Here is a 24,725-nt window from a genome sequence, read left to right on the forward strand (position 1 = left end):
CTCCTTCGGGCCGCCCCCCTGGATTGCCGAACGGGCATCACCAGACGCCCTGCCGGGGGTCCCGCCGCGGACCCCCGACCGGCTGCTGCACGCGGGCGGCCGGTAAGGGAGCCGCGTTCGGTCCCCGGTTGGGCCTGCTCAGTCCAGTGCGTGCCAGTCCGACCATTCGTACGGGTCGAGGGGGTTGGTCTGCCAGCGGTGGTGCACAGTGCCGTTGGCGCCGCGCGCGAAGACGTCCAACCCCTGCACGCCCACCGGGTGGCCGACGACCGCCGGGGTGGCGGGTGTCGGTTCGCCGCCCAGGGGTGTCCTGGTGTCGGGGTTTTGGCAGATGTGGTAGAGGGTGCCGTCGGAACCGGTGGCGAATGCCTCCAGCCACCCGCCACTCGGGTTGACGGCCATGGCGGGATCACCGGCCATCACCACGCTGTCGTCGAGCGTCTGCCACGCCGACCATCCGGTGCCGGTGCCCGAGTCGGGGTCCTGGCGGATGTTCTTGAGGGTTCCGTCGGTGCCGCGGGCGAGCACCTCCAGGTAGCCGTCGTAGTTGCGGCCGACTGCGGGGGTGCCTGCCAGACTGCCGCCAAGTGACAACCAGTCCGACCATGTGTTGCTCTGCAAGATGTGCGCGAGTGCGCCGTCGATCCGGCTACAGGCGAAGGCCTCCAGGTACCCGTCCAGGTTCAGGGCGACCGCGGGGTCGCCCAGCATGCTGCCGCCGATCGGCCCCCACTGCCACGATGTGCTGCCTGGGCTGGTCTGCCAGATGTGCTGGACCGTGCCGTCGATGTCGCTGTGGAAGAAGACCTCCAGGCGGCCGTCGCTGTTCGTGACGGCCACGGGGGCGCCTGCCGGGCCCATGCCACCGCCCGGGCCGAGACCCAGCACGCTCCAGTCCGACCACCCTCCGTGACCGGAGCCGTCCTGCCGGATGTGCTGGAGGCCGCCGTCGGTGCCGCGGGCGAAGACCTCCAGGCAGTCGGTGCTGGCGACCACGGGGTTGCCTGCCAGGTGGCCGCCGAGCGAGTTCCAACCCGACCACTGGTTCGGTTCGGTGGCGTCGGTCTGGTAGTTGTGCCGGAGGGCGCCGTCCGTCCCGCGGGTGAAGACCTCCAGGCGGCCGTCCGCATTGACACCGACCCAGGAAAGGAAGCATTGCTGCAGATCAAGCGGAAGTGGCTTCGTGATCGTCATGGCACTCCCTGACCCTTCTTCCAGCGCGCTGCCCGCCCGGAAGCGGCGATGGCCGACTGGCGGCTCTGCGCGGAGGTGTGATGGAAGCCTGCCGATTGACTGTCGGACTGTCCGACTGCGCTTGCCGGTGCTCGATGCCGGCGGCGGGGATGTGGTGACTGCTGCGTCCCGGCAGCGCATGGCGAGGCCGGAGGCTCTTCGTCCTTCGACCGGCGGCCCGCGGGTTCGGGAAGCCGCAGCCTCGCGTCCCCGAGCGTGGGGCGTGCACACCTCGACGGCAACTTCCGGTAGGGCGGCCGGGGCGAACCCGAGAGGTGTCCGCGCTCGGACCCGGTGCCGTCGAACGCCCCGTGCGCTGGCAGGACCCGGTATCGGCACAGGGGCAGGCACGGCTCGACACGCCGACCGACGGCATAGGGCCGAACGGGGGACGTCCCCTCCGCGCGGGTCGGGCGGGGACAGCACGCCGAGCCGGTCCTCCACCGTCCGGGCGCGCCACGGCCAGGCACAGGCCCTCGCGGAACGCCCGCCCGACGATCTGGACCGGCCGGTCGACCGCGGGCCCGTCGGCAGGGCAGACTCTCTGGCCGGGCATCGGGGCGTCCCCCGCGCCGCAGCCCTGCCGGAACCTTACGTACCCGCCCGCCGTCAACACGGCGTCAGATGCGAACTCCGACACGCCCGCCCGCGTCTGCGCGACACCGAGCGGAACCCCGGTGCACGACGCGGGCGGGCCAGGCAGGGGCACCACCCGGGCGCGCGGCACCCGAAACGTGCCCTCTGCCCCGAGTTCGGTCACTGGTTCGATCGTCATGCCCGCCCGCCATCCGGCCCACTGCTGCAGTAAATCCGGCATTTATCGCGACCTGGCCGACCGCTGACGGAGTCATTTCGACTCGCTGACTCCAACCCAAGAGCGGAAACTTTCATCTGAAAGCAGACAACCATTACGGAAAGGGAAGTTACTTGCCGTACATGGGCCGACGGGTTCTGTTCCGTCATGGATCCATCACATCGGCGACCAGACCGGTGTTCCATCCCGTCCGGCGCCACGCCCATTTCAGGAAGAGGCCATCCGGGTTCTGGAGTACGGCGGCGCTTCTGTTCGGGGCGTACGCATGCGTGTCGGTCCGGCTTCATCAGCGGCTGCAGACCACCGGTTACGACCTGGGTATCTTCGAGCAGGCGGTCCACTCCTACGCGCACCTGTACCTGCCGGTGTCGGAGCTTAAGGGGCCGGGCTTCCCGCTGATGGGAGACCACTTCTCGCCCGTGCTGGCCACACTGGCGCCGTTCTACCGTCTGTGGCCCTCTCCGCTTACTTTGCTGATTGCGCAGGCCGCGCTGTTCGCCATCGCTGTCGTGCCGCTGGCTCGGTGGGCCGAGCGGGCCCTCGGTCGCACGGCGGCCGTGGTGGTCGCGGCCGGATACGGTGCCTCCTGGGGTATCGCACAGGCAGTCGGCTTCGATTTCCACGAGGTGTGCTTCGCGGTCCCGCTGCTGGCATTCTCCCTCGCCGCTCTCGGCGGCGGCCGCCTTGGGGCGGCGGTTGCCTGGGCCCTGCCTCTGCTACTGGTCAAGGAGGACTTCGGGCTCACGGTGGCGGTCATCGGCGGCCTGGTCGCCTGGAAGGGGGCCTGGCGGCTGGGCCTGATCACGGCCGCCGCCGGATTGCTGGGAACAGTGCTTGAGGTGCTGGTGATCATCCCGGCATTCAGCCTCGCCGGCAGCTATGCGTACTGGGACAAGCTGCCCAGCGCGGGTTCCGATTCGGGGCTGGTGCATCTGCTGTACCAGGGGACGGTCGGGATGATCACGCCGGATGTGAAGGTCATGACGCTTCTGGCCCTGCTCGCCCCCACGGCCTTCCTCGCGCTGCGCTCACCGCTGATACTGGTTGCGCTACCCACACTGGCCTGGCGCTTCTTCTCCGACAACCCCCAGTACTGGGGCACAGGCTTCCACTACAGCGCAGTGCTCATGCCGATCGTCTTCGCGGCTTTCATCGACGCCCTCACCCGGTGGCCCACCACTCAGGTCCGTCATGCCCTCACCGTCTCCGGCGTGGTCACAGCCTTCATGTTCTTCCAGGCGCCGCTCTATCAGCTGGTCCAGCCCGCTACATGGCGCAACGACCCGCGTGTCGCTACGACCCAGTCGATCCTGGACAAGATCCCAAGCGGGGCCACCGTGGCTGCCACCAACCACCTCGCCCCACAATTGACCGACCGGGCTGATGTCACCGTCTTCGGCTTCCCCGACAGCCGCCCCAATCCCGAGTACATCGTGGCGGACACGGCCATCTGGGACTGGCCCTTCGCCACCGCCACCGACGAGGTAAAGCAACTCAACGACGCCCTCGGCCACGGGTACCGCACCATCGCTCACCGGGACGGAATCGTTCTTCTCCGCCGCACCTGATACCACCGCCGACCTCGTACGGGGAATCCCTCCCATCCGATCTCGTCGAGGCCCGGGAACTCCTCATCGCAGCCCACCAGCACAGTGCACGCGCCGGGCGTCGCTGTCGAGCGGCTCGTACGCGGTGCGGGGCAGCTGGTCTCCGTGTTGCGGCCTCGAAATCCCTTCGACGGGCCCGGCGCCGGCTGACCCGTCACCGGCGCGGCGTCCTGCGCGAGCGCCTCGGCCCTGGTATCGGTCCGTCATGGATCTCACGAACCTGATGGCCCGGGCCGAGTCGGACACCGAGACCATCCACCGCGCCGGTACCGGTACCCCCGCACCTCGGGAAGCCCGATGACGGCCGAGGCGGATCCGGGTTGCCCCGGGGCGGCGGTGCTGACGTTCGCCGGCGGCCTCCTGCCGGTTCGCCTCGACGGCGCCGTGCTGCACTCACGTCCCTCCGGTACCACCACCCTGAGCGGCCTGGCACGGTCCGGCGCCCTGGCCCCCGGTGGGGAGTTGTGCCTGCCGCTCGCCGAGTACGGGAACCGCCGCTGGTCCGTGGCGGACGTGCACGTCGAGGTTGCTCCCACGGGTGACCGCCATGACCGGGTCATCGTCAGCTGGCACAGCGGCCTCGAGCTGGAGGCCGTCGACCCCAACGGCCGCTACCGGGTGGAGGTGGCCTGGCTGCTGCGGGCCCGCACCCTCAAGCTGCTGCCGCTCGACGACCTGATCGACGGACGCCTGGCCCCGTACGCCCTCGCCCTCGCCTCCGGCCTCCGTGATCGACGCGTGGCCCGCCGCCTGGAGCTCGCCTGCAACGAAATCGCCACCCGGGATCCGCTCGTGACGCCCCGGCGCTCCCGCCGGTCGGCCGAGACCGGCCCACTGCGGCTGCTCCACGACGTGACGGCAGCCGGCGGGCACCTGGCCGCCACCACGGGCACGGTCAGGGCCCGGGCCGAAAGCCGCGACCGCCTCGCCGTCCTGTCGCTGGTCACCTTCCCCCTCAAGATGCCCGCCGCGCCGGACGCGCCCGTCCTCGTGGTCAACGCGGGAGCCCCGACCCTGGACATACTGCGGGCCTGCGAAACCATGGCCGCCGAGCAGCGCACCCGGCTCCATGCCCTCTCCGACGTCGCCGCAAAACCGGCCTCCTGCGGCGAAACCGCTTTCGAGGCCGCGCGCGAGGCACTGCACCGCCGCTACACCCGCACGCTCCCCCACCGCCGACGGCCCGGTACACCGAGCCCATGACCGCCGGCCGGCCGAGACGCCCCGCCGCGCCGTACGTCCGGACGCCGTGCAGGGCTGCCCCACTACCGGGTCAGTCGGTCCACACGTCCCACCACTGCTGTGACTGGAAGTTCTTCTGCCACAACTGGATGCGGGCGCCGTTCCCCAGGACGTTCGCGTCGCGGTCCGTGACGATGTTGCCGCCGCCGTAGAAGCGGGCGTTGTAGATGGCGCGGTCGCCCGAGGGGTGGGACCAGCTCTGCTGCGGGCTGTTGTTGCAGTCCCAGATCTGCACCTTGGTGCCGTTGTTGCCACCCCCGTTGAGATCCGCGTCCAGACACTTGCCGGGGAAGCGATAGCTCTCGAGCGCACCGTTGTTCCAAAGGTACCAACGCTGCTGGGTGGTGCCGTTGCACTGCCAGACCTGGACGACCGTGCCGTTGCCGCCGCCGTTGGCGTCGACGTCCAGGCACTGGGTGGTGGGACGTTTGGCGAAGTCGTTGGTGATCCGGACGGCCTGGTTCAGCAATCGCCGCGGCGCCGCCGGCGTCACACCGTGCGGCTGCGCGGTCCAGTACACCGGGCGGGGCGCATCCTTGGCCTCGGCGGCAGATCCTTCGGCCGCGCCGGCACCGGGCGTCGCGGCCAGTACGGTGGCGAAGGCGACGGCGGTGACCGCCGTCCATCGTGCGATGCGGGGCATGGCCTCTCCTACCTCATCGGGGCGTGCAAGGGCCGTGCGGCGGCACACCGAAGACGCCCCGGTGAAGTGCGTGCCGGTGCGTGGCCGTGCCGTGACGTAGCTGAACACAGCCCGGCGCGGTCGCGTCAGAGTGCCGATCCGGCCACCGGGCATGCGCACCGCCCGCCTCGACCTGATCGGCATGACCGCCGGGGACGGCGGGCCTGCCCGCAGCCGGGTCGGGAGCTGCACCGGATCGCGAGGCCCGAGCCGCTGGAGATCGTGAATAGGCGCTCCCAGCGGTCGAGAAGGTTGGTAGAAGGGCTTCACCAGGGGCTCGCCCGAGTCGCCGCCGTCGATGTTCAGCCTGCCCAGGGCATCGGATGCGCAGGCGACCGCGTCGAACCGGGCCGGTTCCTCCCGGGGGTTCAGCACGACCCGCCAGGGCTCGATCGGACCGAGCGGCCCACGGGCGGCAAGTGCCGCGGGGGGGCGGCAGGGGCCGCTGGGGAGGGCTGCATGGCTGTGGGGTGCGAACCTGCCGCCGTGACCCGGTGGGCACACGGCGGCCTCGCCGTCGCCGCCCTCCTTTCAGCTCGCGGCGGCCGGGGAGGAGCCGCCGGGGACCAGGGGGCGGGGTTCGCCCGTGCCGTCCGCCGGGACCGACCAGATGCCGCCGGCGCGTCCTACGCCTCCCAGGAGGGCATAGCCGACGGTCTTGTCGTCCAGCCAGGCTGCCTGGTCGTCGACGCTGTGCTTCTCCGCGAGCGGGTGTTCGCGCATGTCCGCCAGGTCCAGGACGTACAGCCTCCAGGGTGCGGCGGGGTCGTCGGAGACCTTCTTCTTGAAGGCGATGCGGGTGTTGTCCGGGGACAGGGACGGGCATTCGACGTTCTCGCGCAGAGCCTTCGCCGACCAGTCGTGCAGGTCCCCCTCGACCAGGTGGGTACGGCCCTTGGTCGACACCGTGGCGTAGAAGCGGTTGTCGTCCCGGGCGAAGGTCACTCCCCAGTAGTTGACGTCGGGCGCGTGGTAGCGGGTCCCGTCGATGGTCAGCGGGATCTCCTCCATCGATTTGATCAGGTAGCCGGTGCGCAGGTCGAGGATGGAGGTCCGGGTGGAGAAGCCGGTCGTGGCGTACGAGTCGCCGATCGCGAAGGCCGTCCAGGACAGCACGTTGCCCGAGGCCGAGACGCGGGCCCGGTTGGGGATGCCGGGTACGGTTACGCGCTTGACCTCGCGCAGCTGCCGGTCCAGTACGAGGGCCTGGGTGCGGGCCGGGATGCCGGGCAGCTTGCGCAGGCACAGGGCGCGCTCCCCCGCGGCGTAGAAGCGCTCGCAGGCGGGGCCTCCCGTGGCGGGCGGCCCGCCGGTGCCGCTCTGGCGGGCGACCTGTCCGGTGGCCGAGTCCCGGTAGTAGAGCCCGGGTTCGGCCAGGCTGAACGATCCGTCTCCGGCGGCAGCCGGCAGATCGCGGTGCCTGGCGTGCAGTACGTAGCCCAGGGAGCCGCCCCCGAGCAGCAGGACGGCGAGCACGACGAGAGCGAGTCGGCGGAGCTGTGGCGCTCGGGGGTTCACAGTGCCTCCGGGGCGTCGAGGGCGGGCGTGGGGGCGGGCAGAATGCGCCAGGCGGCCGCGAGCGCCCCCGCCAGGGTGAGCGCCGCCGTCCACAGGGCGGGCCCCTGCCCCCAGAACGTCCAGGCGGCCCCGAAGCCCGCAGCGCCCAGCAGCCGGGCCAGCGCCTGGCCGGTCTGGAGCACCGCGAGCCCGCCGGCGCGGCGGTGCGCAGGCAGTACGGGGCCTGCCAGCGCCATCAGAACCCCGTCGGTGGAGGCGTAGAAGACAGCGAGGAGTGCCAGCACCGCGGCCACGGTCGGCCAGGCCACGGGAAGCAACAGGACGGCGTACCCCCCGAGCAGCGCAGCGTGTCCGGCCAGGAACGGCAGCCGGCGCCCGACGCGGTCGGCGATCCGGCCGGCCGGGACGGCGAGCAGCAGGTATCCGGCGGCGGCGCCGAGCGGCAGCAGCGGGAACAGGGCGGGCGGCAGGTCGAGGCCGCGCTGCAGGAGCAGGTAGAGGAAGGAATCGCCGATGGTGGCGGCTCCGAGCAGGGAGGTGGCGCAGAGGATCCGACGGTAGGCGGGGTCCCGAAGTACTCGGCGCTGTAGGGGTGTTGGCCGGACCGGCGGCGCGGGGGCGGCGGAGGGGACGTACAGCACGAGCAGGAGCACGCCGAGCAGGCCCGTGCAGAAGCTGACGGCGAACACCGCATCGTAGGCGTCGGCGGTCGCCCACAGCACGGCGAAGGCTGCGAGCGGGCCCAGCAGCGCGCCGGTGGTGTCCATGGCGCGGTGCACGCCGAACGCCCGGCCCAGTGTCTCCGGCGGGCCGCTGAGGGAGATCAGCGCGTCGCGCGGGGCGGTACGCACGCCCTTGCCGAGCCGGTCGGCGGCGAGCGAGGCGGCGATCCCCGCGGTGGCGCCGTCGGCGAGGAGCAGCCCGAGCCGGGAGAGGGCGGAGAGCAGGTAGCCCGCACCGGCGACCTTCTTGTGGCGGCCGCCGCGGTCGGCGAGTCGGCCGCCGAGGAGCCGCACGAGCGCGGTGGCTCCGTTGAACATACCGTCCAGGAAACCGAATTGGAGCGGCGAGAGGCCGAGGCCCAGGACGAGGTAGAGCGGCAGCACGGCCGTGACCATCTCGGCGGAGACGTCGGTGACGAGGCTGACCGCGCCCAGCGCGATGACGGTGGCGGGGACGCGCCGCCGGGCCCCGAAGGGGCGGGGCGGCGCGTCCGGGCGGCCGGTGTTGGCCAGGTACATCAGTGGCAGCTGTACTTCGGGCCGGTGTCCTTGACCCCGTCGGCGGCGACGTAGGTCCAGCTGTAGCCCGAGTCCGTGAAGTCGAGCTTCAGGACCCCGTACTGGCCGCTGATGCGCTTCTGGCTGTTGGGCTGCACCTGCTCGATCGGGTAGGGCTCGGCTCCGCCCATGCCGCCGACGATCTCCACGATCCCGTCGGCGGCCGCCTTGCCGTCGGGGTTCTGCGGGGCGAACCGCTCGTAGTGGTGGTCGTGTCCGTTCAGGACCAGGTCGGCCTTGGCGCCGTAGAGGATCTTCCAGACGGGCTTGGAGACGGGGTCGTTGCCGTGTCCGCCCGAGGAGTACAGCGGGTGGTGCCAGTAGGCGGCGATGCACTGCTTGCCGTTGGCGGCGAGGTCGGCCTTGAGCCAGTCGATCTGGGCGGCCTGGTCGAAGGCGTTGGAGTCGAGGGCGATGAAGTGCCAGTTGCCCTCGTCGAAGCTGTAGTAGCTCTTGCCCTGCGGGTAGGCGATGTTCCCGAAGTACGCCTTGTATCCGGCGAGGGAGCCGGCCGGGTCGTACGTCTCGTGGTTGCCGGGTACGGGGTGGGTCTTGGCCTTGAAGGCGCCCCAGCTCTTGTCGTAGTAGGCGCGGAAGTCGGCGATCCGGGCGTCGTCGTACTGGTTGTCGCCCATCGTCAGGTAGAACTTCGGGTCGATCTGCCGGGCCAGGGCGGCGGTCTTCGGGTGCGCGCAGCCGCTGTCGGAGGCCGTGCACTGGGCGGCGATGTCACCGGCCGCGACGACCGTGAAGGCGCCGCCGCCGGGGGGCGGGCCGCCGTCCACGGTGCCGTACACCTCGGCCTCGAAGAGGGAGTAGCCGTACGCCGTGCCGCGCGCGGTGCCGTACACGCGCAGGTACCTGCCCTTGCCGGAGAGGCCGGCGAGGTCGTCGGTGCCGCCGTTGCCGGCCTTCTCCTCGGCGATCCCGGTCCAGGTCGCGCCGTCGGCGGAGACCTCGACGCGGTAGGCCTTGGCGTAGGCGGACTCCCAGGTCAGCTTGACCCGGGAGACAGTGGCGCCGGCCCCGAGGTCGACGCGGATCCACTGCGGGTCCTTGCCCTCGACGCTGGCCCAGCGGGTCGAGGCGGCGCCGTCGAAGGCGTTGGCGGCACCGAGGGAGGAGCTCTCCGTGGAGGAGGCGGTGGCGGGCTTGCCGCGCGAGATGAGCGGGTCGGCGGCGGCCCCGGCCCGGCCGGGCCAGGCGAGGAGGAGCCCGGCGACGAGTGCGAGCACGGCGGTCACGACGAGGAGGGCGGGCCGAAGTCGACTGCCCGATGTGGGTGGTGGGGTGAAGGCGTACAGGTGCATGCCTGGACTCCTTGGCGTGGGAACGGCGAGAGCTGGACACCGGTGCGGAGAACGCCACCCCCCGGACCACGGAGGCGAGCAGGGACAGCGTCACGGCGGCCGGGTCAGAGCTCTCGCTGAGCGCGTCATGCCCATGACATCTGACACCGCGCCAAGCCGCCGTCGGGGAGCGTAGCGGATAGGAAAGTTTCCTACCAGTAGTCCGACACGACTGTCGGCAGGGGCGGACGGGGGCCACGGCACAGCCACGGCGTTCCATCCGCGCCGTGATCCGGTCGGCGTTTCGGTCGCGGGCTCCCGCCATGCTTGCAGCCGCCTGCGGCCGGGACCGGGCCGGCCGTGGCGGGCCGGGCCGTATCCCGGGCTACGGCTGGGCGTCGATCCAGCTCAGCTTGTGTGCGTAGAGCAGACATCGGCAGCAGTCCGCCCCCTCCGGGTCGACAGGGTCAGGGTTCCACCACGGCCGTGGAGCTCCTCCCCCGGCTCGCCGGCATCGCCCTGCTGCGCGAGGACCGGGAGGCGCAGCCGGCGGCCCAGTCGGGGCTCGCGGCCACCGCGGCGGCGGTGGCCCTGCAGGCCGGGCAGGCGGGCACCGCGGCCGTCCTGCTCGAGCAGGGCCGCGGGATCCCGCTCTCCCGCACCATGGACACGCGCAGCGATGTCACCGAGCTCCGCGAGCAGGACGAGAAGCTCGCCGCGGAGTTCGAGCGGCTGTGCCGGGCGCTGGACTCGGGGCCGCGGGCACCCGTCGGCGATCCGGGCGCGCAGGCCGTCGACCAGCGGCACCGTTGGGCGGCGGGGTGGGAGGAACTCCTCGGCAGGATCCGGGCCGTTCCGGGGCTGAAGGCGTTCCTGCGGCCCCTGAACGTGACGGAGATCCGGGCCGCGGCCGACGGCGGGCCCCTCGTCATGGTCAACGTGAGCCCACTGCGCAGCGACGCCCTCCTCGTACGGCCGGGCGCCGACAACGAGGTGGTGCCCCTGCCCGCCTCCCTCGCCGCCCAGGTGGCGGACCACGTCGAGGCGCTGACGGCCTATGCGCCCGTCTCGGTGCGCAATGAGTGGCTCAGCGCCGCCCTCGCCTTCCTCCAAGAGGCCGTGGTGGAGCGCGTACTGGCTCGTCCGGAGCAGGATCCGCCGCGGGACGGGGAGTTGCCCCGGCTGTGGTGGCTGCCGACCGGGCTGGCCACGCTGCCGCCGTTCCACGCGTGCGCCGTGGACCACGCGGTGTCCTCGTACACGGCGACCGTCCGCGCGCTGCTGCGCAGCCGGGAGGCGGGCGGTCCGGCATTCGGCCGGGTCCCGGCCGTCGGGGTGCCCGTTCCACAGGAGGAACTGGCGCACGTCGCACGCGAGATCGACACCCTCGGGGGCGACGTACGGACGCTGTGCGCAGCGCGATGACCACGAGGGCCCCGACGACCACGGTCAGCCCGTCGCGTTCGGCCTGCTCGGCTCGCGCCTCCTCGACGGCCCACAGCACGGCGTCGCAGGAGGTGGGATCCTCCGCGAGCAGGGCGAGAGTCGCCCGTGCGAGCGTGCCGGCCGTGGGTGCGGGATCCGGCGCTCGTCGGTGCGGCGTTCGACGGCGGTGAGGTACCAGGCGTCGATGCCGAGGACGAGGACGAGGGCCGCCACAAGGCGCCCATGAGCGACGGGCGCACGGCGCACCAAGAACGGAGCCTTCGTGCCGCTGAGGAAGGCGGCTTCCCCGGCGACAGCGAAGTCCGTACGCGCGTCGGGACACGCGGATGGATGATGCGACCCTGCCTATGCTCTGGCATCCACGGGCACGAGAACCGGCCCGTGAGAGACGGCGTGGCCGCGGCACAGTCCCGCGACTTTGCCAGGCCTTTACTGAACTCGTGTCAGGCCGGACAGTGCCGAGGCGTCTGTTTGCTCACAGGCCCTGAGAGCGTGCACACTTGCGCGAATTCCGGCCGGGCGCAGCGTCGCACCCCACTGCCCACCTGCCTGGCATTTCGCCATGCCGGCCATCAGCAAGTCAACGGGAGCAAGGTTGAGCACATCGGGAACTGCCCGCCAGCAGGACCTCCACGACCTCAGCGACGCACAGCTCTGCGCGCTGCTCCGCGAGCGGGACTCGGCGCCAGGTGCCGATCTCAGCGACGTGATGGGCGAGGTGTTCGCCCGTCACCACGATGCCGTACTCGCCTACGCCCGTACCTGCTGCCGGGACCTGGCCACCGCCGGTGACCTCGCGGCCGAGGCCTTCGCCCGCACCTATCGGGCGGTCGCCTGGGGTGCCGGCCCCGAGTACGCCTGGCGGCCGTACCTGCTGACCTGCGTGCGCCGGGTGGCAACCGAATGGGCACGCCGCGGTGCCCGCACACAGCTGTCGGCCGACTTCGACACGTGGGCCGGTGGCCTGTCCGACGACCAGGACGTCGAGGGCGCCGTCCTGCTGGAGGAGGAGGGCTCGCTGGTCCTGCGAGCGTACCGGTCGCTGCCGGAGCGCTGGCAGGCCGTGCTGTGGCACGCGGTCGTCGAAAGCGAGCCCGCGGCCGACACCGCCCGGCGCCTCGGAATTTCGGCGGGGGGCGTCGGTTCTCTGGCGGCGCGCGCCCGTGAGGGCCTGCGCGAGGCGTACCTGCGCGCCCACCTGGACCAGAGCGCGAGCGACGAGTGCCGGCACTACGGCGGCCTGCTCGCCGCTGCGCTCCGCCGACCGGGCAAGCGCGTCACCCAGGACCTGGGACGGCATCTGCAGGCGTGCGACGACTGCGGACGGGCCGAGCGTGATCTGCGCGCCGTCAACAGTCGGCTGGGCGCGATGCTGCCGGCCGGAATCCTGCTGTGGCACCCCGGATCCTCCGCGCTGTCCGCCGGCGTGCACGGCGCCCAACACCTGGCAGCGGGCAAGGTGGTGGGGCTCAAGGTGGCCGCGGCGCGGTTCGGCGCGGCCAAGTGGACCGCGGCGGCGGCCGTCGCGGGTACGACGATGACCGCGTTCGTCCTGCTGCCGGCCGAGGACCGGGCCGAGCGAGCCGCACCGACGCCCACGGTCGCGAGCCCGAACCCGGGCCAGGAGCCGAACCCGTACCTGCTGCCGTCCCCGACGGACTCGGCGCCACCGATCGTGTCCATCGGCGCCCCCATGTCGGCCACCGCCGCCGCCACATCTGCCCCCGTCACTCCCACGCCGTCCTCCGCGTCCCCCGCGCCGACCCCCGCCCCCACCGGTCTGCCGTTGGTCAACACCGGCTCGGGGCTGTGCGTCGGCTTCGCCGGCAGCGGTTCCGAAGGACCATTGCAGCTCCAGCAGTGCACCGGCAACGCATCCCAGGGCTGGCAGCGCCTGCCGGCCGGCCAGGGCACGTACCAGTTCCGGAACACGGGCACCGGTACCTGCCTCGACGGAACCACCGCCGGTGGAAACGTCGTCGACGTCACCCTTCGCACCTGCCGCTCCGGCACCGGCCGTGAGACGCAGCTCTGGCGGTCCGAGGCGGTCGGACGATCCGGCGCCTTCCGGCTCTGGTTCGTGCCACCGGTCGCGAAGAGCGACTACGCCGACCACCTGCTGGGCCCGCGGAACTGGCCGAAGGCCGATCCTCCGCGCCAAGGTTCGTCCCTGGTACAGCTGCCCAACTACTACAACTCCGTCAATTTCCTCTTCACCCTGGGATGAGCGCGCCGGCGGCCGTCGTACATGGTCGTCGGCTGGGCGGCGTCGTCCAGGGACGCCCATGCGCCGAAGGAGCCGACGGCCGAGCGGTGCCGGCAGAGGGCCTCGGCGCCGTACGCCGCCGACGTCATCACAGCAGGCCCCGGTCTCTGTACCCAGGAGGCCGGGGCCTGCTGGGTCACACTGCCCCCGGTCACGATCTTGTTCGTCTCCCGCCGGAGCCGCTCCGGATTCCGAAGGTGACCAGCACCAGCGCGCCCAGCAGCATGACGACGATGCCGGAACGACTGGCCGCGAAGTCACGTACCGCGTCCGTCGACTTGGACCAGAGGCTGCTGCTCGGGGCTGCCGTCGACTCGCCCAGCCAGATCGATCCGTTCGCGGCGGAGGCAGGCCGTTCCTTCGACGCCTTCACGATCTGGGGCAGTCGGGGGTACACCTCGTCCATCTGCGCGGCGCTGAGCCGCTTGACGTCAAGCTTGCTGAAGTCGACCCCGCCGAACACCATGGTGGACGTGACCGTGGTATTGCCGTCTTGGGTGGTCTGGTCGTACGTGAACTCCCCACTCTCGATCGAGTGGACGTAGCTGTCGAATACCTGGCGCGGCCGCCACGCGCTTTGGAGTTTGGCCGATCCGAGGTCCCCTGAGTCGATCAGCTTGTCGAAGGAGGTGCTGTGGCCCTCCTGGTGGCGCTTGCGTATCCACTGGGCCACGATACGGGCGAGGAAGGCCCGCCGCAGCGGCGCGTACTCCGGCGCCGTGTTGACCGCTTCTGCGATCTTGGGCACCACCATCGTCTGTTCCAGCTGCTCGCTGCGCGCATCACTCTGCGGATCGGGATTGCATGACTGGGGCAATCCCTCAATGTGCTGCGATTTGGCATTCACCGCAAGCGAGGATTTGAGGATGTAGAGAGACGCGCCGTCTTCGCGTACCTGCACGTCACCCGGTACGATCCACAGCCTGGAGGAATAGCATGAATTCCCCGAGGAGCCGGTCAGTTCCTTCCAGTAGCGGGCGCCGAATTCGGTGTGCGGATCGAGGAGCCGACCCTCGGTGCGCTTCATCTCCAGGTCTGCCTCGAGCAGCGCCCGGCCGGCATTCGTCCGGCCCAGATCGCTGTCCATGATCCTGTCCGGCTCGGTCGGATTGAGATTGACCCAGAACTTCGACGGGTCCAGTACGAGCCAGGCCCTCAGGTCCGCAACGCTGTTGGTGAGGGCATCGAGACCGGAGTCCATGTCCTGTTGCAGACCGGGCGCAGCCGGCTGCGCCGTGTACGAGTACTGCACGCCGTCCGAGCCCGGGGCATCGGAGAAGTAGCGCATTTCGAGCGTGGAGAAGTCGACGCCGCCGTTGTCCTTCGAGCCGAGCGCCTCGGCGAGCCCGCCCGACGAGGGTTCATCCGCCGGGGGGCAAGGGGCGGCTGCGGGAAGCGCAGCAGCCATCGCCACCACCCCCCGGCCACCGCCTCGGGGCGTCGCGACCGGCGGGTACGCCGTCCCGGTGGCGCAGTCTGGTCGCAGACCCAAGGCAGCGGCGCGTTCGCGTTCCGCCGCACGGCTCCGTTCCCTGCGCAGTTCGGCCGCGGCCTTGCCCATGACGCTCTGCGAGATTCCCACGGACGCCTTGGATTCGAGACTTCCCATGAGTCCATAGTGGGCGATCGCAAGTTTGTAACGGAAGTCGCGGGTCTCCTTCTCGCACTTGTCGAGGCAGGGGCTGTTCTCGCTCGCCAGCCCCAGTGAAGACCTCGCCAGGATCTTTTCCGTGAGTTCCCTGGCTTCCTCGTCGCTCACGCCATTCGACATCGTCTTGATGCTCAGCGGACCGGCCGAACGGATACGGGCCAAGGGTATCTGTTCGGAATGGGCATCTTGATAGACGTTGCTTGTCGCGACTTCCAGCAGGCCGCTCTCAGGTTTCGCCTCGAGCTCCCCGTAGAGGCCCTTGTCGCTGGTGTGGTCAACCGCCTTGGCGGCAATGCTGTAGTCGTTCTTGATGTCGAAGTTCGAATTTGACGCATTGAGTGCTCTGAGCATGTCGTCGCGGAACTTGTCCGCCCGGAACCAGGACGGAACCTCACCACCCTGCATCCGGGAGAAGTCGAACCACTCCACCGATACGTTCCCGGGAGACGGTCCGAACCTCGTGCGTGCCGCGACGAGCCTTCGCCCCAGCGGATTCCGGAGCAGTTGCCCGGACGCCGCCTCCAGTTCCTGGTCGGTTCCCAGGTTCATCCCCGGAGGGACGATGAGACGTACGCCGTTCGAATCCGTGAAGAGCGGAGTCGGGGGCGGGGGCGTGGAGTCTGCGAGCGCCGTCGAGGCCCCGGGCACGAGTGCAATGGCCGCCGCCGCGAGCAGTGCGACCTTGCGGCGGCGGCGTTGAGACGCGCACGCAGCGGCCCAACGCCCCTTCAGCGGACTACGAGTGAGGACGCGCACCGTCGTCTCCAGGCTCGTTGCCACCGGGAAGGGGCGCCGCCCCCACCGTTCCCGCGGCCTGCAGGTAATCGGTCAACGCTTCCCCCGGTGTGGACGATCCGGCCCATGCCGCACCTCGCCTGAAGGCCCGTGTGCCGGCGGTGGCCAGCGCTCCGGCGACCAGGAGCGCCACGGCCGTGGAACCGGCGAGCGACGTGCCATTCGCACACACACGGCCTCCGTTCAGGCGAAAGTCCTTGCCACTGATCTTCAGCTGTGGCTTGTAGCCATAGCTGACCGAGCATGCTGAGGCCTGTTGCGGCGCGAGGAGCAGCACGAGGAATGCGAGCGGCACTGCTCCCGCGATGAGGCAGGCTCCCCGCGACATCAGCACCCCGAGTCGGCGGCGCCTCATGACGTCACCGCCGCGTCGCGAACCTTCGTCTTCAAACGCAAGACCTTCGTATGCAATCGGTCAGCCCTCTCGGAATCCGCCTGCGGGTGCAGTCGCCGGTCGGCCAGGTCCAGTTGAGCGGAGTGCAGGCGGTGCAACGTCAGAGCCGCGGAAGGCCCGTACCGACGCCAGGTGCTCGCCAGCGCCCAGAACCGCAGCCTGGGATCCGCCAGGACGGTCTCCTCACCGGGCGTGATGGCCACTCCCCCCGCCACTTCGGCCGACAGCGCGTCCCGCGCCGCCGAGGCCCGAGCGCGCCTCCCGGCCAGCAGAAGCAGTACGGCCAGGACGATGAACGGCGCCTGGGGCAGCAGCCAGAGGAGCGGCGAGACGACGAGGGTGTCGAATGCCGACCCGGCCTCCATGTGGTCACCGACCAGGTGAGAGAGCCACGCCGACAGCGTTTCGGTGGCGACCGCGCCACCGACCGCAGCCACGAAGGCGGCGCCCGCGATGAGCCCGCGCTCCCGGCGCTGCTTCCTCCGGGCTGCCAGGCCGAGCCCGGCTCCGAGCAGTGCACCGCACGCCACCGGCCCGCCGAGGAGGCCGATCGATTGCCGGATCCAGTACTCGAAGCCGCCTGTCGAGCCGGTGATCGAGCTCAGTGCCCCGTACAGCCTGATGAACAGGATGCTCTCCACGAAGGCGTACCCGAGTCCGACGGCGGCTCCGAGAGCGAGGCCGGTCACGGTATCGACGACCAGGTGCCGGAACAGGAGCAGAATGACCACGACGCCCGCCCCGACGAGCAGCGCGTTCACGACGCTCAGGTGCAGCACCAGGAGGTCGATCACGCGGTACAGGGACTTGGGCGAGGTGGCCTCGAGGAGCGAGCGCGAGCCCTTGACCGAGTACCCGTAAATGGTCCCGTACGCGAGTCCGGTGTACGCACGGCCCATTCCGAACACGATGAACGCGCCCCAGCCGAAGGCGGTGAGAAGGGCCGACAGCGGTGCTCGGGGGTGTCGCTGCCCGTGGTGCAACAGCCACAGGACGAAGGCGGTACCGGGAACGCAGGCGAGCGCGGTCAGGGGATATGTGGCGACGATGGTGAGGGCCATCAGCGAGAACGGGCCCAGCAGTGCGGCCAGGGTCGCCCAGGTGAGCACCGTGGCCCGGCGGCCCTGAGGGCGCCTGATCGCCGCGGCTACCTGGAGCAGCACGCCCACCACAATGCCCGCCATCACAGCCCAGAAGACGGCCCGCGGCACGGAGAGCAGCTTGTCGAAGGATGCGAACGGCCCTTCCTGCATGTGCTGGGCGATCGACTTCGGGAGCTCGTAGAAGATGGAAACCGTCGGCTCGTCGGGCAGTACATGGGGCCGGGCGACGTTGAGCAGCAGCTCCGCGATGTACAGCCCGATCAGGAGCCTGGCGACCAGAAGGGCCCGCCCTCCCGCCACCGCGTCATCGCGCAGGCGCCCGGGCGTGGCCGGGGACATGTCCGTCACGGCGTACCGCCCGGGAGAGCAGGTATGCCGGGCATGCCGGTCGGGAACTCAGAGGGCAGGTCGGTCGGGAACCCTGTCGGGAACCCGGTGGGAAAGTGCGACGGGAACCCCGAGGGAAGTCCGGTCGGCAGGCCGGACGGGAGCGACGGAGGTGCGGTCAGCCCCGGCAGGGTGGGCATCTTCGGCATCTCAGGATCGTTGTGGCCGCCGAGACCGACCACGAGCGACACCGCGAGCAGCACTGCACCGATCACCGAGCCGATCACCACCAGACGCACCTCCGAACGCGGTGCGTTCTGTGCCACGTCGGTCACGGGATCATCTCTGCTCTCACCTGGAAGGGCGACTTCATCGGTACCTTTTCGTCGAATGACGCGGATGCGGGGGCGGATGGGTGACCGGCCCCATCACGTTGCACGGCGGGACGCAGGCTATCCGCGGGTGGACGACGAACACAGGCACACATCGGGTCAGCGCAAGGTTGGCGGAAACCTTGAGCACTCCCTGTGTCCCGAGACCCGCCCGACGCCGGACTTACGCCTCCGCATTCCAGCTCGGCGAGGCGCTCCGGTACAGGCCAACCGGGCCGGGCCGCCTCTCGCGACCGGCACGCACCGGCTGTGTGCCGGGAGGGATCTGGGGCAGGGCCTGCATGGCCGGCCGACTCGGTTCGGCCAGGAACCGACGGTGGCGCCGCCGCAAAGAGACCGGATCTCCACTGTCGCCAAGCGACCGCCCCGACCATTGCCATCCGCTCGGTCGCGCCGAGCGCGGATACGCAACGGACGCCCCGTCGACGTCGTGCGCACCTCCCCGGCTGCCGGAGCCGGCGGTGCTGCTGCCCCGGGGCGGCGCTACGGCTCAGGTCGCGTTCGGCTGCGTCGGCGGGGTGGGCTGGGGGGAGCCCTGCAGGGCCAGCGCGGTGAGGACGACGAGCGAGTCCGTCCAGCCCAGGGGCGCGACCGAGGACGGCAGCCCGGCCCCGTTCACGGTTTCGGGCAGCTCCCCCAGCCCGTTCCTCTTGGACAGCACCCAGTCCAGAGTCTCCCTCGCCCTCGTCTGCTCGCCGGTTCCCGACCAGGCGAGGGCGAAGAAGGAGGTGCTGGCCGTCCAGGCGTACGATCCCCAGCTGAAGTCGGGGTCGTTGCCGGGCGAGACGCCACCGTTGGGCAGCAGCAGCGCCCGGTGGGTGGAGTCCAGCGCTGCGCTCAGACCGGGCGGGGCAGTGTTGAACGGGGGTGCCATGAACGCCACGGCGCTGTCCCGGCCGTGCTTGCCGTCAGCGGTCCGCGGGTACCCCAGCGGGGCGAAGGCGGCGATGCCGGCGGAGAGGCGCCGGGCTGCGTCCCACCAGCGCTCTGCGTCTTCGCCCATGCCCAGCCGGGCGGCCAGGTCGGCCGAAGCGTTGAGTCCGGCGAGGAGGGGAGCGGCCGTACCGATGTTGGTGGTCGCCGTGTCCAGTTCCCAGTAGTCCGGGGACGCCGGCGGAAGCCCGTCCGGCCCCAGGGACCTCGCGGCGTAGTCGGCCGCCTTTCGCACCATCGGGTAGAGCGTGCGCAGCCGCTCGTCCCGGTCGCCGGCCGGCGCCGCTCCGTACCACTGCCAGGTGGCCCAGGGGACCCAGCCGTTGCCGTCCAGCTGCCACTTGCGTGCGTCCGGCGGTCCACTGCCGTCCAGCTTCGTACGCGCTTCCCAGGTACCGTCGGCCCGCTGGGTCCGCGCGTCGTAGCCCAGGATCCGGTACGCCTCCTCGTCGTGCCCGGTGGCGGCGAACGCGGCCGCGGCGAAAGCGCCGTCCCTGGGCCAGGAGTACTCCCACGCCGACGACCACCCTGCGGCGAACGCGCCGTTGGGCTTGAGCAGTGCCCGCATGGACAGCAGGGCGCGCTGCACCGCGGCCCGCTGCACGGTGGTGGTCCCCGGCACCCGGCCCGCGGCCAGCCAGGCGCGGTTCTCGTCGATCTGCGCCAGGGCCTCCGGGTCGTCGGCCGCGACCACGCTGGATGCGGAGCCACCGGCGGGAAGGTACCGCCACCGGCCGGAGGGCAGCCGCAGCACGTTGCTCCCGTCGACGTAGGAGGCGCCGACGGCGAAGGAGGGCAGGACGGCCTCGGTGTCCACTCCGTTCGTCAGCAGCCCCGCCGTGCGGGCTGCGAGCGCCGAGGCGGGCACGTAGCAGGGCTCCGTCTCCCCACACCGCTCGCTGCCGGTGGGGTTGACGTGGAAGGCGAGCCGGGAGTCGTACGCATGCCAGCCTCCCCAGTACGGCCGGTCGTAGTTCCAGCTGGTCAGCGAGCCGGGCACGGACCGGAGCGTGCCGTACCAGGCGATCGGCCTGCTCTCTGCCGTGGTCGCCTGGACGAACAGGTAGTAGGTGGCACCCGCGGTGACGTCGGCGCTGACGGGGAATTCGAGCCAGCCGGCGCCGGCGCCGCCCAGGGCGTCCAGGTTCAGGGTCTTCGAGGCGACCACCGACCTCGCGTCGTCGCGAACCCGGCGGACCTGGGCGGTTACGGTCCCGGTCGCGGCCCCGCTGCTCAGGTAGACGCTGAGTCGAGTCAGCCGGGAGCCATTCACGGTGAACGCCTGGGCCGCCGCGTTGTTGGTGGCCTTCACGCTGAACAGCGCCGTCTCGTGACGGACCTGCCCTTCGTAGGGCACGGCGGTTGTGGTGTCCGGGAACGCGGCGGGAACGCCCGTGAGCGTCAAGGAGAGCAGACCGGGCAGCAGAGTCCTCGCGAATACCATGGGGTACAGGCCCTCCCGTGTCTTGGCAGGCGCGCGGGGCGGGGTGTGCCACGGCGCCGACAGCTGGACCCACCATGCAGGTCGCAGACCCGGGGGAAGGCGAGGTCGGGACGTGTCCCACCGGATCGAGGCGTTCCGACATCCGATCGTGTGACATAAACAGCGGAAGCGAGCGGCTGCTCCGAGTACGCCGACACATGCCGATCGGAAGCTGAACCCCGGGACACGCCCCCGGGGGCTGCAATCGGCAGGGGCGGCAGCAGAGCCGCGTACGCTCACGGCATGGGTGCCGAGCAGGTGGCAGTGGCCGACGACATCTTCGATCGGCTGGACACGAACGGTGACGGAGTGCTGGCCGCGGACGACTACCGGGCCAGTGCGGAGCAGTTGCTCCAGTCTTACGGCGCGGGGCCGAACTCGCCGAAGGGACGCGCCCTCATCGAGGCGAATCAGGCCCTGTGGGAACGCCAGGCCGAGCTGGTCGACCGCGACCGGGACGGGAAGATCAGTCGGGAGGAGTACCGCGAGTGGTTCGCGTCCCTGCCGGCCTCGGAAGCCGGCTCAGGCGCGCTGTCAGGTTCACCGGAGGTGATGGCGGTGCTCCACGCGCAGTTCAACGTGGCCGACCGGGACGGTGACGGGGCGATGGACCTCCACGAGTTCACGCTGTGGAGGGCCATCAAAGGCGTGCCGTCGCAGAGCGCGGCGGCGGCGTTCGACCTGATCGACGCCGACGGGGACGGTGCGATCAGCTGGGAGGACTTCAGCGGCGCGGGCAGTGCCCACGGGCTGGCGGCCCTGCTGTACGGGCCCGGACCGCAATAGTGGAGCAGGCGCGGTCCGGCCCGGATCCGGCTACCGCACGCGGAAGTTGGCCATCATGCCCATCGCCGAGTGGTCCAGAAGGTGGCAGTGGTAGACGTACGTGCCCCGGTACGCGTCGAAGGTGGCATGCAGCTTCACCGTCTCGCCGGGAAGGAGCTGGACCGTGTCCTTCAGGCCCGCCTCGGCCGGTCCCACGGGGACGCCGCCCCGCTCCAGGACCCGGAACTGGACCAGGTGCATGTGGAAGTTGTGCGGGATGAGCTTGTTGGCGTTGGTCACCGTCCAGATCTCCGAGGTCCCGAACGTGACCGTCTGGTCGATCCGGTCCGGGTCCCACTGCAGCCCGTCGATCAACCCGCGCGGCTCGGTGCGGCCGTCCTCGTCCATGCTGAAGACGATGCGCCGCTCGACGGCGGGCTTTGGCAGCGCGTCCACCGGCGGCAGGGTTCGCAGCACGTCCGGGACCCGGCTCGGGTCGGGGGCGGTGCGGACCACGTCGAACCGGAGCACGTTGCCCACCTGACCGGGTGCTCCCCCGCCCAGTGTGGTCTCCAGGACGATCTTCGTGCCGACCGGGTAGCGGGAGAAGTCGATGACCACGTCGGCCCGTTCCGCCGGGGACAGCGAGACGGTGTCGGTGGTGAAGGGGCGCTCCAGCAGGCCGCCGTCGGAGCCGATCTGTACGAGCTGCCCGCCATCGGCGAGACGCAGCTTGAAGAAGCGCAGGTTGGAGGTGTTGAGCAGGCGGAAGCGGTACTTGCGGGCCGCGACCTCCAGGTACGGGCTCGGGCGGCCGTTGGCGAGCAGCGTGGTGCGGCCCCGGAAGTCGTCCATCGCGTAGACCAGCTGCCCGTTCTCGTCGAAACGGGCGTCGCGCAGCGCGATCGGTATCTCGTACCTGCCTGAGGGCAGCGGCAGGGCCCGCTCCGTGTCGTCGGTGAGGATGTACGTCGCCGAAAGCCCCCGGTAGACGTGCTCGGCCTCCATGTGGTGGGCGTGGTCGTGGAACCACAGCGTGGCGTTGGGCTGCTGGTTCGGGTAGGTGTACGTGCGTGCCGTGCCCGGGGCGACGGTGTCCATCGGGGAGCCGTCGTTCTCCGGGGAAACGCTCGCGCCGTGCAGGTGCACGGCGATCGGCATCTCCAGGGTGTTCCGGTGCCGGATGGACACCGGTCGGCCGCTGCGCGCCCGCAGCACCGGCCCCGGGAAGTGGCCGTCGTAGGTCAGCACCTTGGTCTGCACCCCGGGCAGGATCTCCCGCGAGACCTCCTTGACGGTGACGCGGTACGCGTCCTGCCCGCCCTCGGTGGAGTACGGGGTGAGCACGGGCAGCTGCGGCAACTTCACCGTGAACGGCGCCGGCGCGACCGCCGGGCCCGCGTCGTCGGCGGCCTGCGCGGTGGCGGTGCGCAGTACGGGCAGCAGGCCGGCACCGGTGATCAGGCCCGCGCCCGTCGTGGCCAGCGTGCCGACGAGCACGCGACGTCTGGTGACCATGTGAATGTCCTCCTGCGAACGATGGGAGTACGCACCGGCGTTCGCATGCCGAACGCCCTCCCTCATGATCCTGACCGCACGCACGGTGGCCTCTGCCCAAAGCGGGAGAATGTCAGGTATCACGCCACGGATCGGGTGGCTGAGCGGCACCTCGGCGACACGACGCGGGCCCCGGCAGCCGTACGCGGCTGCCGGGGCCCGAGCCCGTGGAGTGCGGTCAGCGCTCCACGCCGACCGCGCTCCACGCCTTGGCCACCGCGTCCGTCGACCAGTCGAGGTCCCGGGCGGCACCGATGGTCGCGTAGCGGAATGCGGAGAAGTTGGTGGTCCTGGCGGCGTACTCCATCAGCGCCTTGTACCAGATGCGCCCGGCCCGGTCCCAGGCGTGGCCGCCCAGCTCGGTCGCGACGAGGTAGAACGCGCGGCTCGGGATCCCCGCGTTGGCGTGGATGCCCCCGTCGTCGCCGGAGGTGTCGTCGTACTCGGCCATGTGGGCCGCCTGGTGGAACCGGGCGGGATCCTTGAGGGAGCCGCCGGCTCCGTCGGAGGACGGGATGCCCTGGCCGAACAGCCAGTCCGCTTCCTGCACCGTGTGCTGCAGGCCGTACTGCTTGGCCAGGACACCGAAGACGTTCCCGAGTGAGACGGCGAGCGCGCCGGGCTCACCGTACGACTCCAGCTCGGCGGTGTGCTGGATGATGCCGGCCGTGAACTGCTCGGCGAGCGCCTCCACAGCCGGGACCCCGCCGTCACCGAGGAGGATGCGCGACCGCTGCCAGGCCACGCCCGGCTCCCCGGTGCGGACGACCGCCTCCACGGGACCGCCCCTGCCGTCGATCGAGTTGCGGCCGTACACCGTGCGGAAGAAGTCCCAGGTGACGCCGAGGGCGTCAAAGGCACCGTCCACCAATGCGTCGCCGCTCGGGGCTCCTCCCTCCTCGCGCGCCGACACCGGGCTGTCGGGATCGTTCCGGCCGTCCAATATCCTGCGAACCGGACGTACAGATGCACTCTCAGTCATGATCGGCATGCTGACACGGGACCCGGCCGTGGCGGCGCCATCACCTGCTCGATCCGTCAAGTCGACGTCGTCAACTCATCAGGTCCGGCGCGAAGTGGTCACGGAGTCGGACGATCTTCCCGTCGCGGATGCCGAAGATCTGCACGAGCGATGCGCCGGGCGCTGCCCTCGCGTTCGTCTCTGCCCGGCATCCGTCCCGCCGCCCCGGTCGCCACCCCCGTCACCCGGACATACGCTGGCCGTAGGGGAAGCGGCCCTGAGCCGCCCTTACAAGAACACCGCGTCGCCGATGGCTCAGTCACCATCGTGCTTGCCGGCCGTGTTGCCCCCTCCGATGACGGTTGACGGTTGCGAACCGCGCCGGCACTCTCCGCTGTTTCCGCGCGACCCGGGAGTCGCAATGACAAGACTTTCTCGTGCACGCCGTCAAGCCATGGCCATTGCGGCAACGCTGATGGCCGGAGGAATGGTCTTGGGGGCGGGCGCAACGGCGTCCGCCGCCGTCTCGGCCGGCCTTCCCGCCGAGGTCAGCCCCGCCGACCAGGCGGCCATCCTGACGGACACCAATGCGATACGTCAGACCGAAGGCGCGCCGCCCATCGCCTGGGACGCGGCTCTCGCCTCAGGCTCGCAGGCATGGGCCGACAACCCCGCTTCCCACGCCGGTGGGCTCGCGCACGACAACAGCTTCACCAACGGCGCCGAGAACATGTCGAGTGCCGGGCCATCCCAGGCCGTGTCGCAGTGGGCCGGAGAGAAGGCCGCCTACGACGCGGCCGGCCCGAACTGGAACACGAATGACCCCAGCTACAGGAACTGGGGCCACTACTGGAACATGGTCCAGAAGAATTACACGAAGATGGGGTGCGGTGCTGCAACCGGCGTCACAGTCTGCCGCTACGCCTGACCGGACCGACCGGACCGACCGGACCCAGACCGCTTGATCGTTTTCCCCGTCATGCGGCG

General features: G+C 70.8%; 17 protein-coding genes. 6 read left to right on the forward strand and 11 right to left on the reverse strand.

The features are described from left to right. Positions 1-138: 138 nt before the first annotated feature. Positions 139-1,194, reverse strand: a complete 1,056-nt coding sequence (locus OHT74_RS01650) for a hypothetical protein (protein WP_328619022.1) — start codon at positions 1,192-1,194, stop codon at positions 139-141. Between the two features lie 1,122 nt (positions 1,195-2,316). Here OHT74_RS01650 and OHT74_RS01655 point away from each other — a divergent pair. Both OHT74_RS01655 and OHT74_RS01660 read left to right on the forward strand, forming a co-directional pair. Next, the gene (locus OHT74_RS01655) at positions 2,317-3,615 is read left to right on the forward strand and encodes a DUF2079 domain-containing protein (RefSeq protein WP_328619023.1); all 1,299 of its coding nucleotides are present in this window, start codon (positions 2,317-2,319) and stop codon (positions 3,613-3,615) included. Between the two features lie 336 nt (positions 3,616-3,951). Next, positions 3,952-4,857, forward strand: a complete 906-nt coding sequence (locus OHT74_RS01660) for a hypothetical protein (protein ID WP_328619024.1) — start codon at positions 3,952-3,954, stop codon at positions 4,855-4,857. Between the two features lie 70 nt (positions 4,858-4,927). Here the strand turns inward: OHT74_RS01660 and OHT74_RS01665 are convergent, their stop codons facing one another. The 4 genes from OHT74_RS01665 to OHT74_RS01680 form a co-directional block, all read right to left on the reverse strand. Continuing rightward, positions 4,928-5,539 carry a ricin-type beta-trefoil lectin domain protein gene (locus OHT74_RS01665; RefSeq protein WP_328619025.1) on the reverse strand — a complete coding sequence of 204 codons (612 nt, stop codon included), beginning with the start codon at positions 5,537-5,539 and terminating at the stop codon, positions 4,928-4,930. A gap of 570 nt (positions 5,540-6,109) precedes the next feature. Continuing rightward, complete coding sequence (locus tag OHT74_RS01670) at positions 6,110-7,096, reverse strand: TolB family protein (protein ID WP_328619026.1); 987 nt, start codon at positions 7,094-7,096, stop codon at positions 6,110-6,112. Next, on the reverse strand, positions 7,093-8,337 hold the full coding sequence (locus OHT74_RS01675; RefSeq protein WP_328619027.1) for an MFS transporter: 1,245 nt from the start codon (positions 8,335-8,337) through the stop codon (positions 7,093-7,095). The genes OHT74_RS01670 and OHT74_RS01675 overlap by 4 nt, the downstream gene beginning before the upstream one ends. Beyond that, the gene (locus tag OHT74_RS01680) at positions 8,337-9,686 is read right to left on the reverse strand and encodes a discoidin domain-containing protein (protein WP_328619028.1); all 1,350 of its coding nucleotides are present in this window, start codon (positions 9,684-9,686) and stop codon (positions 8,337-8,339) included. Before OHT74_RS01680 ends, OHT74_RS01675 begins: the two co-directional genes overlap by 1 nt. Before the next feature lie 465 nt (positions 9,687-10,151). Between OHT74_RS01680 and OHT74_RS01685 the strand changes: the two genes are divergently transcribed. Beyond that, positions 10,152-11,090: a hypothetical protein gene (locus OHT74_RS01685; protein ID WP_328619029.1), complete on the forward strand. Its 939-nt coding sequence runs from the start codon at positions 10,152-10,154 to the stop codon at positions 11,088-11,090. A gap of 616 nt (positions 11,091-11,706) precedes the next feature. Further along, positions 11,707-13,338: a sigma-70 family RNA polymerase sigma factor gene (locus OHT74_RS01690; RefSeq protein ID WP_328619030.1), complete on the forward strand. Its 1,632-nt coding sequence runs from the start codon at positions 11,707-11,709 to the stop codon at positions 13,336-13,338. A gap of 190 nt (positions 13,339-13,528) precedes the next feature. On the opposite strand, the gene OHT74_RS01695 is transcribed toward OHT74_RS01690, so the two are convergent. From OHT74_RS01695 to OHT74_RS01710, 4 genes are all read right to left on the reverse strand, one after another. Next, on the reverse strand, positions 13,529-15,577 hold the full coding sequence (locus OHT74_RS01695) for a hypothetical protein (protein ID WP_328619031.1): 2,049 nt from the start codon (positions 15,575-15,577) through the stop codon (positions 13,529-13,531). Between the two features lie 597 nt (positions 15,578-16,174). Continuing rightward, positions 16,175-17,659: a PrsW family glutamic-type intramembrane protease gene (locus tag OHT74_RS01700; protein WP_328623235.1), complete on the reverse strand. Its 1,485-nt coding sequence runs from the start codon at positions 17,657-17,659 to the stop codon at positions 16,175-16,177. A gap of 5 nt (positions 17,660-17,664) precedes the next feature. Next, positions 17,665-17,982 (reverse strand): hypothetical protein, encoded by a 318-nt coding sequence (locus OHT74_RS01705; protein WP_328619032.1) that lies wholly within the window; start codon positions 17,980-17,982, stop codon positions 17,665-17,667. Between the two features lie 547 nt (positions 17,983-18,529). Continuing rightward, positions 18,530-20,416 (reverse strand): hypothetical protein, encoded by a 1,887-nt coding sequence (locus OHT74_RS01710; protein ID WP_328619033.1) that lies wholly within the window; start codon positions 20,414-20,416, stop codon positions 18,530-18,532. Between the two features lie 282 nt (positions 20,417-20,698). Here OHT74_RS01710 and OHT74_RS01715 point away from each other — a divergent pair, with 282 nt between their 5' ends. Next, positions 20,699-21,241, forward strand: coding sequence for an EF-hand domain-containing protein (locus OHT74_RS01715; RefSeq protein ID WP_328619034.1), 543 nt, complete (start codon positions 20,699-20,701; stop codon positions 21,239-21,241). A 30-nt stretch (positions 21,242-21,271) separates the two neighbouring features. Here the strand turns inward: OHT74_RS01715 and OHT74_RS01720 are convergent, their stop codons facing one another. Then, positions 21,272-22,738, reverse strand: a complete 1,467-nt coding sequence (locus OHT74_RS01720; protein WP_328619035.1) for a multicopper oxidase family protein — start codon at positions 22,736-22,738, stop codon at positions 21,272-21,274. A gap of 217 nt (positions 22,739-22,955) precedes the next feature. Next, a complete protein-coding gene (locus OHT74_RS01725) occupies positions 22,956-23,645 on the reverse strand; it encodes a M4 family metallopeptidase (RefSeq protein WP_328619036.1) in 690 nt (229 codons plus the stop codon). Positions 23,646-24,192: 547 nt separating this feature from the next. On the opposite strand from OHT74_RS01725, the gene OHT74_RS01730 reads away from it, so the two are divergent. Continuing rightward, complete coding sequence (locus OHT74_RS01730) at positions 24,193-24,666, forward strand: CAP domain-containing protein (RefSeq protein WP_266659852.1); 474 nt, start codon at positions 24,193-24,195, stop codon at positions 24,664-24,666. Positions 24,667-24,725 lie beyond the last annotated feature (59 nt).

It is taken from the genome of Streptomyces sp. NBC_00354 (genome assembly GCF_036106915.1).
In the GTDB taxonomy this organism is placed as follows: domain Bacteria; phylum Actinomycetota; class Actinomycetes; order Streptomycetales; family Streptomycetaceae; genus Streptomyces.